5 protein-coding genes are annotated in these 12,637 nt (G+C 71.4%); 2 read left to right on the forward strand and 3 right to left on the reverse strand.

Annotated elements, in window-relative coordinates; translation table 11 throughout:
* The 3 genes from ACVMLK_RS16615 to ACVMLK_RS16625 all read right to left on the reverse strand — a co-directional run.
* Positions 1-200, reverse strand: a 200-nt coding sequence (locus ACVMLK_RS16615) for a hypothetical protein (protein ID WP_457487025.1), incomplete at its 3' end; no start/stop codon positions are given.
* The gene (locus ACVMLK_RS16620) at positions 185-793 is read right to left on the reverse strand and encodes a prepilin peptidase (RefSeq protein ID WP_457487026.1); all 609 of its coding nucleotides are present in this window, start codon (positions 791-793) and stop codon (positions 185-187) included. The genes ACVMLK_RS16615 and ACVMLK_RS16620, both read right to left, overlap by 16 nt.
* A 141-nt stretch (positions 794-934) precedes the next feature.
* Complete coding sequence (locus tag ACVMLK_RS16625) at positions 935-6,244, reverse strand: calcium-binding protein (protein WP_457487027.1); 5,310 nt, start codon at positions 6,242-6,244, stop codon at positions 935-937.
* A gap of 432 nt (positions 6,245-6,676) precedes the next feature.
* Here ACVMLK_RS16625 and ACVMLK_RS16630 point away from each other — a divergent pair, with 432 nt between their 5' ends.
* Together ACVMLK_RS16630 and ACVMLK_RS16635 are read left to right on the forward strand one after the other, a co-directional pair.
* Entirely contained in the window at positions 6,677-11,854 is a 5,178-nt protein-coding gene (locus tag ACVMLK_RS16630) for a hypothetical protein (protein ID WP_457487028.1), read from the forward strand.
* Positions 11,854-12,637: YncE family protein (locus ACVMLK_RS16635; protein ID WP_457487029.1), on the forward strand; the 784-nt coding region annotated here is incomplete at its 3' end. The genes ACVMLK_RS16630 and ACVMLK_RS16635, both read left to right, overlap by 1 nt.

The following is a 12,637-nucleotide window of genomic DNA, read 5'->3' on the forward strand; positions in this document are numbered from 1 at the left end:
CTGGCGGGCGCCGCCGCCGCCGCCAGCGGCTCCTCGCCCAGCAGGCCAAGCGCCAGCAGGGCGGGGATCAACGCCTCGCCCGCCGCCTGCCGCGCCTCCTCGGCGCGCCGCAGCGCGGCCGGGGCCAGCAGGCCGCCCTCGGCGAGATGCGCCACCAGCCGGGCTTCCTCGGCCGGCGGGTCGCTCAGGACAGGATCCATGCCGGGTGGCCCCCGCCGAGGATCCAGACCAGCCAGGCCGCCACGGCCAGGGCCGGCACGAAGCGGAAGGAGGCGCCGGCGGCGAGGCCGCGGTCGCGCAGCACGACGCAGAGGAGGGCCAGGGCCGCGGCCAGCGTCACCAGCAGGGGCAGGCCGCCGGGCCCGGTCCAGGCGCCGGCCGCGCCGAGCACCCAGGCATCGCCCCGCCCCAGCCCGTCCTGCCCGCGCAGGCGGCGATAGGCGGCCTCAACGGCGCGGAAGGCCAGGTAGCCGAGCCCGGCCCCGGCCAGGGCCGCGGCGAGGGTGGCGCTCCCCCCGCCCGACGCGACGAGGAGGCCCAGCAGCAGCAGGGGCAGGACGAGGGCGGCATGCACCAGGCCATGCCGCAGATCCATCCAGGCCAGGCCCAGCAGCAGGCCGCCGAAGCCCAGGGCGGCGGGCCAGGCGGGAGGGGGGAGCAGAAGCGCCAGGGGGGCCAGCGCGGCGCCGCAGAGGAGGCAGGATGCGCTGTCCGGGAGGGGCCGCGCGGTCGGCATCCGCTTCGCCCCGGGAGGGCGGGCCTTCTTCAGGGCGGGAAAGGCGGGCGCGGGCATGCGGCGTGCCGTGATCACTACGATTCTGAAAGGAAGGATATCTCAGACGCATCGCTTCACAATGAAAAACCGTCCGGGCGATTGTCGCGACGGTTGGGGGCGGCCGGTGAGGTCGCCCCGCCCCCGTCGGTCGATCAGGATTCAGGCGATCAGGATATTGCTGACCAGGTTGAAGGTCGGGTTGGTGGCGAGATGGATGACCATGTCCGCCGCCCCGCCATCCCCGGAATCGATGCTCAGCAGGCCGGTGTTCTGGGCGTAGAGGATGGAACCGCGCCCGCCGCCCAGGAAGGTCCCGCCCGCGAGCAGCACGAAGGCGCCGTCCCCGCCGTCGATGGTGTCCGCCGTGGCATCGATCGCGGAGAGGTCGATCCGGTCGATCGCCTGGAGGTCCTGGATATGGTCGCGCGCGGCGGCGCCGGGGCGGCTGTCGGTGAGGGCGGTGTAGCGGAAGATGTCGGCGCCGGCGCCGCCGGTCAGCGTGTCGCTCCCCGCGCCGCCGATCAGCACATCGGCCCCGGCGCCGCCGATCAGCGTATCGGCGCCGCCGCCGCCGAGAAGGGTATCGGCGCCGTTGCCGCCATCCAGCGTGTCATTGCCGCCGCCGCCTTCCAGCCGGTCGTCGCCGCCCAGGCCCAGGAGGGAATTGGCGCCGGCATTGCCGATCAGGACGTTCGCCTCCGCGTTGCCGGTGCCGTTCAGGGCGGCGGTGCCCAGCAGGGTCAGGTTCTCCAGCGTGTTGGCGAGGGTGAAGAGGGTCCCGCTCGTGGTCACCTGCACCCGCACGGTGTCGGTCCCCTGGCTGAGGGCCTCCACCACCTGGTCCAGCACATTGTCCACCACGTAGATGTCGTCGCCCAGGCCACCCTCCATGCGATCGGCGCCGGTGCCGCCGATCAGCATATCGGCCCCGGCGCCGCCGATCAGCGTGTCATCGCCGGCGCCGCCGCGCAGGGTGTTGTCGCCGCTGGTGCCGGTGATGCGGTTGGCCAGGTTGTTGCCGGTGCCGTCGAGGTTCAGCCCCTCGCCGATCAGCTCCAGGTTCTCCACCTGCGCGGTGAGGCTGTAGCTGAGCGAGGCGCGCACGGTGTCGGTGCCGCCATTGGCCTGCTCGGTGACGGTATCGCCCGCCGCATCGACCACATAGGTATCGTTGCCCTCGCCGCCGATCATGCTGTCGGCGCCGGCGCCGCCATCCAGCAGGTCCGCCCCCGCGCCGCCGTCGAGCGTGTCGTTGCCGGCCTCGCCGAGCAGCGTGTCATTGCCGGCGCCACCCTGCAGCAGGTCCGCGCCATTGCCGCCCTCCAGCCGGTCGATGCCGCCGGCACCGATCAGCGTGTCGGCCCCGGCGCCGCCGAAGAGCTGGTCGTCCCCGGCGCCGCCATCCAGCAGGTCCGCCCCCGCGCCGCCATCGAGCAGATCGTTGCCGCCCAGGCCGCGCAACGTGTCGTTGCCGCCGAAGCCCTGGATGTCGTCATTCCCGGCCGTGCCGATCAGGACATCGGCCTGGTTGGTGCCGCGGATCGCCTGGCCGCCGACCGGCGGCGGGGGGTTGGGGTTGTTGCCGAGCTGGGTGGCCGAGATCCGCTGATCCTGGAAGGCGAACCACTCGACGCCGCGGATGGTGTCGGTGCCGTCCTCCCCGCCCTGCAGGTGCGTGACGGTGAAGACGCCGGTCTGCCGGTTGAAGGTGACATTGTAGCTGGACCGGGTCCCGACGAAGCGGATCTCGTCATTCGTGCCGGCGCCGCCGTCGATGGTGTCGTTGCCGCCGTCGCCCGCCAGCGAGTCGTCGCCCTCGCCGCCGGCCAGCGTGTCGTTGCCGGCGCCGCCATCGAGGGTGTCGTTGCCGCCGCCGCCGTTGAGTGTGTCATTGCCGCCGCCGCCAGCAAGGATATTGGCCAGGGCGTCGCCGGTGATCTGGTCGTTCGCCTCGCCGCCCGTGACGTTCTCGATGCCGGTGAAGGTGTCCTCGACGGCGAAGCCGGTGGTGGTGCCGGTCGCGGGGTCGCGGTTGCTGCGCGTCGTACCCGCGGCCATGTCGATGATGAAATCGGCGAACTCGCCCTGATAGGACAGGGTGTCGGTGCCCGCCCCGCCGGCGATGATGTCGACGCCGAAGCCGCCGAGCAGGAGATCATTGCCCGCGCCGCCATCCAGCGTGTCGTTCTCGCTGCCGCCGCTCAGTGTGTCGTCGCCGTCCTCGCCGAAGAGGAGGTCGTTCTCGCTGCCGCCGATCAATAGGTCGTTGCCATCGGCGCCGTGCAGCTCGTCGTCATCCTCGCGGCCGTCCAGCACGTCCTTGCCGGTGGTGCCGACCAGCAGGTCGGGCGGGGCGCCGTCACGGGGGCCGATGATCTGCTCGCCCGGGGGGCGGGTGTCGAAGACACGGGCGACGATGCCGCCATCATTGTCCAGCCCGTCCACCGCCTGCCCGGGCGTGGCGATGACCAGGCGGCCATCGCCCATGCCGGCGGCGCTGAAGCCTCCGGGCGTGCCGGTGGCACCGTCGGAGAGCACGTCGAAGACATCGCCGATCGGCGCGCCGGCATGCGTGTAGACCTGGCCACGGACGCCGCTGGCACCGGCCGCGCCGCTCACCTCGTAGAAGAGCGCGAAGCCGCTGCCCAGGTCGTCCTCCGCCGTCGGCGTGATGCGGAAGATGCCGGTGGCATTGGCCGGGAGATCGGCCAGCAGGAGTTCCGGCCCCGCCGCCCAGCTCTCGCCGCTGGCCGAGACCACGCTGGCCCGGACATCGCCGGCGGCATCCGTCCAGGCGACGACGAAGCTGGTGATCAGCCCGGCCACCTGCGGCACGCTGCCCTGCGGAATGCCGGCCAGCGGCGGCAGGGCGTCGACCTGCCCGAAGGTGGTGACGCCGCCGGTCGTGCTGGGCGTCAGGATGGTGACGCGGATCTGCCCATCCTCGACATAGGTGACGACCAGCTCGTTGTCGTGCAGCGAGGCCAGGCTGGCGTTGCGGCCGTTCTCGCTGATCACGAAGGTGGCCGGGCCGCCGGCCTGGACCGGCGTGGCGACGGGCGCCTGCTCGTTGCCGTTGGCGGCGAAGGGGATGACGAAGCGGTTGAGGAGCAGGCGGCCGGTCGCGCCGCCGCCGGCCGCTTCGGTATAGGCCACGTGGAAGCCGAACTCGACCGTGGCGTTGTTGGCGTCGACGACCTCGTAGCCGCTGACCGCCGCGTCGCGCTGCGCGGCGCCGCCGGCCGCGGCCTGCACCTGGAACTCGCCGGCGCCGGTGACGCCGTTGACCGAGGCGGTGTGCCGCCCCTTGATGACGGAGGCGCCGGCGCCGGTCTCCTGCCACACCGCGACGATGCCGAGGTCGCCCGCCATGCCGGCGGTCAGCCCCGAGACCTGCTCGGTCACGGCATCGTCCGGATCGAGGCTGATGCGCAGCACCTGCGGCACGGCGCCTCCGCCGAAGGCGGCGTCCGGCTGGCCCAGCGGGTCATAGGCCTTGAGATAGACGTCGTTGCCCGACTGCCAGACGAAGCCGAAGGCGTTCTCCAGCGCCACGGCCACGGGCGCGGTCTGCGCGCCGGTGGTGAGGTCGGCCGCCCCGCCGGAGGTGTTGACGGTGAAGGAGGTGTCGCTGAAGAGGCCCCAGGGGATCGGTGTGCCGGCCGGCCCGGAGCCCGGCAGATCCAGGGCGAAGAGATCGGTGCCGACCGTGGTGGCGCCGTCCAGGCTCAGGCGGTCCCCCGTGCCGAGGGCGGTGCCGATGGTGGCGCCGAAGGCCAGCCGCTCCACGCCGTCGACGATGTCCTGCCCGTCCGGCCCCGGATCGCGGCCCCGGTTCTGCAGCCGCATGTCCTTGACGGTGAGGCTGCCGTCGCCGTTCAGCGTCATCGAGTAGAACTGCCGGCCGCCGCGATAGGCGGCGAGGTCGTCGCCCTCGTTCCCCTTCAGGATATCGTTGCCGCCGCCGCCATAGATGATGTCGTTGCCGAGCGCGGCATGGACCACGTCGTCATCGCTCTCGCCGCGGCGGGTGTCGCCGCGATCGGCGATGATGGTGTCGTCGCCGATGGTGCCGACGATCAGGTCGGGGCGTTCGTCCACCCGCTCGATCTGGCCGTTGTCGTCGAGGCGCACCCGGTCGCCCGAGATCAGCTGGCCGGGCTCCCGCGTGTCGACGATCCGGGCGGCGATGTCGCCGAAGTCGTCCTGCGTCACCAGCACGGCGCGGTCGCTGACGAGACCGGCCACGCCGTGGGCGCCGCCCCCCGTTCCGCCGGCACCGTCCGTCATCTCATAGGGCAGGCCGGCGGCCGGCACACCGAAGCCGTCGAAGCTCTGCGCCATGACCCGGCCATCGAGGGTGCCGAAGGTGACGACGCCGCCGTCATTGGCCTCGCCGAGGCCGGCCACGTTGAAGTCGCCGCTGAAGGCGCCTTCCGGCAGGTCCAGGATGGTCTGCACCCCGCTTCCGACCCAGGTCGCCGCGCCGTCCAGCAACTGGAAGGTCTCACCCTTGACGACGAGATCGGTGGTGGCCGGGTTGTCGTCCGCCGGCGCCACCCAGAAGACGCCGAAGTTGCCGGCACCCAGCGGCGCCAGGCGCACGGCCTGTCCCGGAGCCACGACATAGGCTCCGAGCGCCGCGTCGAGGTCGAGGCCGGGAGGGGGGATGACGTCGCCATTGCCGGCGTCGCGGAGCTGCCCGTGCAGCCGCCCGTCCTCACCGACCCAGGCCACGGCCAGCTCGCCGTCATGCAGCATGGCTAGGGCGGGGGAACGCCCTTCCCCGAGATCCAGGGCGAGATCGGCGCCGATCCCGGCCTCGCCGTCCTGTCCGGCGGGGGCGACATGCGCCGGCTCTCCCGCGGCGTCGTTGACCACCTCGTAGCGCTGCAACCGGATGCGCGAGACGTTGCCCGAGGTCTCCACCCAGGCGGCGGCGAAGCCGACGGCCTCCAGCGGGCGGTCGGGATCGGTCGGGTCGACGCCGATGATCTTGGCGTAGGGCGACAGGACCAGGCTGTGCTGGACGAGATCCGCCGCCGCGCCGGCCGGCGCGGCGAGGGTGAACTCGCCGCCCAGCAATCCCACGGGACCGGAGACCCGGGCCTTCAGCAGCGTCGGCCCGCCGCCCGCCGCCTGCTCCTGCCAGGCGACGGCGTAGCCATCGCCCCAGCCGGAGATGACCGGGGCGCCGAGGATCGTGCCGATGCCGTCATCCAGCGTGACCGGGCCGGGCAGGATCTCGTTCAGCGGCTCGAGCACATGGTCGAAGGCCTGCAGCCGGACATGCGTCACCGGATTGGGCCCGGTCGTGGTCTGCAGATAGGCGACGCCGAAGTTCTCGCCTGAATTGTCCGCCACGCTCGGTCGCGAATGGGTGAAGCCGAAGCCGAAGGTCGGCGGATTGATGTCGATGCCGACAACCAGCTGTTCCGAGGTACTGCCCCAGGGGGTCGGAGCGGGCATGTCTCAAATCTCCGGGCTCGAAATCGGGGGCGGCCACGAGCCAGAAGAGAATCCCGCATCATGAATAGATGAGACGGCAAACTCTATTCTGGCCGAAGGGCCGATCGGACGGAATTTCAGGATCTTTACTCAGGATTCTGGAATCTGTTCAGGAATGCCGGCCAACCGATTCCCATTGGGGAGGAAGATGCCGGAATTCGATCAACAGCCCCAGCATGAAGCCGACGATATCGTTCCGCAAGAGCAATTTAACTAATGCGGGAAAGAAACATTTTTGATATGAGGGCGAGAGGCAAATAGGATCGATGGCCTAGAAGCCGGCCGCCAAGCCGCATGATATCCCAGGAATCTCACGATTTTGCGATCAACATGTGCGGCGAGACGGTCGGTGATAAAGATAACTCTTCGAAACGAATGGCGATGGAGGGTGGGATGGGTTGCCATGTGGGATGGGGCCTCGGCCATGCGCGCTGGCTTCTCGCGGCCGGGCTTGGACTGCTGGCCTGGTCGCCAGGCCGCGTTCAGGCGCAGACCGCCGCCTGCGAGCGGGAGATCACCACCGATGTCGTGGCGCTGGACCAGGCCATCGAGTTCAACCGCTACGGCGCACATCATCCCGGCTACATGATCTATGCCTTGCGGGGCGACGTGCAGGCCCGCGATGGCGGCCAGTCCCTCAGCCCCGGCCGGGTGATGCTGCGCGAGGACAAGCGCCCCCGTCCGCTGGTGCTGCGCGTCAATCTCGGCGATTGCCTGACCATCAATTTCCAGAACCTCCTGAACGCCTCGCCGCTTTCCGTGCCCGGCGTCTCGGTGGATCAGCCCGCCACCCGTGCCGCGGGCCTGCATGTCGCCGGGCTGAACTACATGCGCAGCATGGCGGATGACGGGGCCAATGTCGGCGCCAACGTCTCCAGCCTGGTGCCGCCCGGCGGCTTCACCGTCTATCGGCTGCAGGCATCGCGGGAGGGTATCTTCGGATTCTACAACCCGGCCGTGATGGTCAGCGGCGAGAGCAATATCGGCGCCTTCGCGCTCGGCATGTTCGGTGCCGTGGCGGTGCAGCCGAAAGGCGCCGAATGGTATCGCAGCCAGACCACCCGGCAGGAGCTGGAGCTGGCGACGCGGCGCGATGCGGCGGGCGCGCCCGGCCGGCTCTCCACCGGCCACCCGGATATCGACTATGCCGCCGTCTACCCGCAGGGGCACCGCCTCGCCGGGCGCCCGATCCTGGCGATGCTGCAGAACAACAAGATCGTGCACGGCGACACCAACGCCATCATCACCGGCCCGGGCCGCGGCCGCTTCCCCGCCGGGACCTACGCCGCCAATCCCGTGCTGGAGCCGAACAGGACGCTGGCCCAGGGCCAGACCGAGGAGGGCCTCTCCTCCGGCACGCGCGACCGGCGGGAGCCCTATCGCGAGTTCGTGCTGAACTTCCATGACGAGGTGAAGTCAATCCAGGCCTTCGCCGAGTTCGAGCAGGCCGAGCTGGGCCACACGCTGCACAGCGTCCGGGATTCGTTCGGCATCAACTACGGCATCACCGGCGCCGGCTCGCAGATCCTGGCCAACCGGTTCGGCGTCGGCCCGACGGCGCAATGCGCGGAGTGCAAGTACGAGGAGTTCTTCCTCTCCTCCTGGGCCGGCGGCGATCCCGCCCTGCTGGTCGATGTGCCGGCCAACGCGCAGCTCGGTCCCGACAACCGCCGCAACCCCGCCGCGCCGAGCTCGACGCGCGCGCTCTATCCCGACGATCCGTCCAATACCTTCAGCAGCTACCTCGGCGACCGCGTCGTCATGCGCAACCTGCACTTCGGCAAGGAGGCGCATATCTTCCACCTGCATGCGCATCAGTGGCTCTACAACCCGGACCAGCCGGGCTCGGCCTATCTCGACAGCCAGCTGATCGCCCCCGGCTCCGGCTATACCTACGAGATCGCCTTCAATGGCTCGGGCAACCGGAACCAGACGGTGGGCGACAGCATCTTCCACTGCCATCTCTATCCGCACTTCGCCCAGGGCATGTGGGGCCTGTGGCGCGTGCACGATGTCTTCGAGGCCGGCACCGAGCTGGATTCCGAGGGCCGCGCCGCGCCGCTCTCCCGCGCCCTGCCGGATGGCGAGGTCGCCGCCGGCACGGCCATCCCGGCGATCATTCCCCTGCCGACCATGGCGCTGGCGCCGTTGCCCGCGCCGGTGCACATCGCGGCCGGTCAGGCGGTGCTGCCGGCCGGCACGGAGGTGGCGGACAATGCCGGCTTTCCCTTCTTCGTCCCCGGCAAGTCGGGGCACCGCCCGCCGCGCCCGCCGCTGGACGTGATCGACGATGGTGGGCTGCGGCGCCACATCGTGACCGGCGGCGAGGCGGTCGCGCAGCTGACCCGGCACGATCTCGACAAGGTCAGCGAGGCGCTCGAGATCCGCTGGCTGAACGAGGCGGGCGAGGCGCCGGAGCGGGCGGCGATGGCCTTCCACGCCCGCCGCGCCCATGCCAGCGTGACCCCGGAAGGCACGCCGCGCGCCTTCGTCACCAATGGCCGCCCCGCCGTGCGCGGCGCGCCCTATGCCGATCCCTGCGTGCTGGACGATGGCCGCCCCGCCCCGGGTGCCGCGGATCTGCGCGTCTACAAGGTGGCCGCCGTGCAGAAGCGGCTGATCCTGAATCGCGCCGGCTGGCACTTCCCGCAGGGCCGCCTGCTGGCGCTCTGGAACGACGTGCAGGCCACGCTCGATGGCACCCGCGCGCCGGAGCCGCTGGTGATGCGCGCGACGACGAATGAATGCATCGAGGTGCACCACACCAACCTGATCCCCTCGGTCAACGAGCTGGACGATTTCCAGGTCCGCACCCCGACCGACATCGTGGGCCAACACATCCATCTGGTGAAGTTCGACGTCACCAGCTCGGACGGGTCCGGCAACGGCTGGAACTACGAGGATGGCACCATGGCCCCCGCGGAGGTGCGCGAACGGGTCCATGCCATCCGGCACCACTATGCCTGCGCCGATGCCGACGAGGTCGGCAACTGCCCGAAGGCGCGCGCGCATCCGGTGCTCGGCGCCGGGCCGAACAATGCCTGGCTCGGCGCGCAGACCACGGTGCAGCGCTGGTTCGCCGATCCGATCACCAACCAGTCCGGCAAGGACAACACGCTCCGCACCGTCTTCACGCACGACCATTTCGGCCCCTCCACGCATCAGCAGAACGGCCTCTACGCCGCGCTGGTGGTGGCGCCCCAGGGCACGGAGTGGCGCCATCCGGAGACCAACACGCGGCTGAACGCGCGGCAGCGCCAGGATGGCGGCCCGACCAGCTGGATGGCGAATGTCATCACGCCGGACCCGGCCGATTCCTATCGCGAGTTCGTTCTGCAGATCGCCGACTTCGTCAGCGCCTACGAGAAGGACGGCGGTCTGGACTCGCAGGGCCGCACGGTGGCCGACCCGCGCCGCGTCATCAATCCGCCGCATCGCCAGCGCCTCGGCCTGCCCTATCTCCAGGAGCGGCCCAGCGTCTGTCCCGGCGGCGGGGCGCCGCCCTGCCCGGAGGCGATCTCCGCCAAGGACACCGGCACCTTCGCCGTCAACTACCGCAACGAACCCCTGGCGCTCCGGCTCTACGATCCCAATGCCCCGCGCGCCGATGGCGGGCGTGGCGGGCAGGCCAGCGGCCGGGCCGGCGACCCTTCCTATGCCTTCCGCTCGGACGTGGTCCGCGCCATGCCGGACATGAACAGCCAGCCGGGCAACATCCCGCCGCTCACCGCCGACGTGCAGCCCGGTGATCCCTTCACCCCGCTGCTACGCGCCTATCGCCGCGACCGCGTGCAGGTGCGGATGATGGCCGGCGCGCATGAGGAGCCGCATGCCATCCATTTCAGCGGCCTGCGCTGGCTGCTGAACAGCAACGACCCGAACTCCGGCTGGCGCGCGGCGCATCTGCAGGCGATCTCGGAGCATTTCGAGTTCGATGTGCCGGTGGTCGCGCCCGAGGGCGATATCGGTCCCTTTACCGACCATCTCTACAGCGCCTCCGCCAGTGCGGAGGGCTACTGGCACGGCGCCTGGGGCCTGCTGCGCGCCTATGAGTACCGGCGCGGCGACCTGCGGCCGCTGCCGAACAACACGCCGCCGACCAATCCGCGCAACCAGCGCCTCAACAACGGCGAGACGGTGCAGCTCGGCGTCAGCGGCCAGATCAACAACCTGCCGAACTTCAACGGCGTCTGCCCGGTCGGCGCGCCGATGCGGCGCTACGCGGTCTCCGCCGTCGCCGCCAGCCAGGCGATCGGCAGCCAGGGCATCGTCTACAACAGCCGGGCCGGCAACTATGCCGGGCAGCGCGGCCCGATCACCGATCCGACCGGCGCCTTCTATGTGCTCGACAGCGATCTCAGCGGCGGCAAGCTGAAGGCCGGCGTGCCGGTCGAGCCGCTGCTGCTGCGCGCCGCCGCCGGCGACTGCGTCGAGGTGACGCTGACCAACCGCCTGCCCGCCGACTGGGCGGACCAGGTCGTGGCCCCGGCCAACCAGGGCTTCTACATGTTTCCCCTCGTCGTCGAGCGCTTCAACGCCAACCAGCTGAAGCCCTCGATGGAGGTCGGCCTCAACCCGCAGCTTCTGGCCACCGACGTCACCCGCAATGACGGGCTGAACCTCGGCCTCAACCGGACGCGCCCGAATGCGGTGCGGCCCGTCAAGCAGACCGTGGCGCCGGGGGACAGCACGACCTACCGCTGGTATGCCGGCCTGCTGACCCTCTCCGCCACCAATGACATCATCGCGACGCCCGTCGAGTTCGGCGCGCTGAACCTGATGCCGTCCGACAAGCTGCGCCACAGCAGCAAGGGGCTGGTCGCCGGCATGGTGGTGCTGCCGCAGGGGTCGAGCTGGGTGGTGGACAGCACGACGCGCCTGGCCGCCACGGTCACCGTGCCGGGCGGTCGGCAGTTCCGCGACTTCGCGCTGATCTTCCAGGACGACCTCAACCTGCGCGCCAGCGGCCGGCCGGTCTGTCCCGTGGGTGCCGCCGAGCCGCAGGGGCCGGAGGATGAGGACGAGGTGCCGGAGAGCATCACCTCGATGGGATGCAAGGGCCTCAGCGACTCGATCGATGCCGGCAATGTCGCGGTGAACTACCGCACCGAGCCGATGTGGCTGCGCGTCGGTCATGCGCCCGGCGAGAATCCGGGCATCACCCGGCGCCTGAACTACGCCAATGCCCTGTCCAACGCCCAGGTGGGCGGCAACCCCAACACGCCGGTCTTCACCGCCCGGACCGGGCAGGAGGTGCGCTTCCGCCTGCTGCAGCCCGGCGGGCATGAGCGGTCGGGCGTCTTCACCCTGCACGGGCACAACTGGTCGATGCTGCCCTATGCCGCCGGCACGGTGCCGTCGCAGCGGATCGAGGGCGTGCGCGGCAAGCCGGGCTACGCGCCCTCGCCGGCGACCGGCACGCGCGACGCGCTGGCGCCGACGCTGCACTACAACATCGTGGTGGAGCAGGCGGGCGGTCCCGCCGGCGTGCCGGGCGATTACCTCTTCCGCAACCAGATGCCGGATGTCTTCGACGGCGGCGTCTGGGGCCTGCTGCGGGTGAGCCGCTGATGCGGGGCCGGCTTCCCTGGGCGGCCCTGCTCGGGCTGCTGGCCGGCCCGGCCCTGGCGGAACCGACCCTGGCGGAACCGACCCTGGCGGATCCGGTCCGGTCCGGGGCCGCCGGGCAGCCCGTGGTCAGCCTCCGCCACGCCATGGGCGGCGCGGTGGCCCGGCTGGAGCTCCGGCCCGCCCCGGGGGAGGCGCTGGAGGCGGGACAGGCGCTGCTGCTGCGCCTGGAGCTGGCCGACGAGGATGGCCGGCCGCTGCGCGGGCTCCGGCCCGCCGCCTGGGCCGAGCGTGGCGGCGGCGGCATCGCCTGCCGCGACCGCGTGCGCGGCCTGCTGGAGAACCGCCTCGGCCGCCGCGCCGAGGTGAACTTCAATGCCTGGCACCTCGCCTATCTCGGCGACAACGGCGCCGTGCAGGTGCTCGACCCTGTCGGCGGCACCAGCCGCACGCGGCTGCTGGCGGCCCTGGCGCTCGGGGGCGAGGCCGGGGGCTGGGCGGCGGATGCGGCGGGCAACCGGATCTTCGCCAGCGTCCCTTCCCTGGGGGAGGTGGTGGAGATCGACACCCTGCGCTGGGTCGTGGCGCGGCACATCCCGGTGGGGGGCCGGCCGGCGAGGCTGGCGCTGGACGCCGCCACGCAGAGGCTCTGGGTGGGCCAGGATGGCGAGGCCGGGGCGACCGCCGAGGTGGCGCTGCTCGGGCTCGACACCGGCACCGTGCTGGCCCGCCTGCCGGTCGGGCCCGGGCCGCACGCCCTGGCGGCGCTCGGCCCCGGCCGCGCCC

It is taken from the genome of Teichococcus aerofrigidensis, assembly GCF_054073225.1.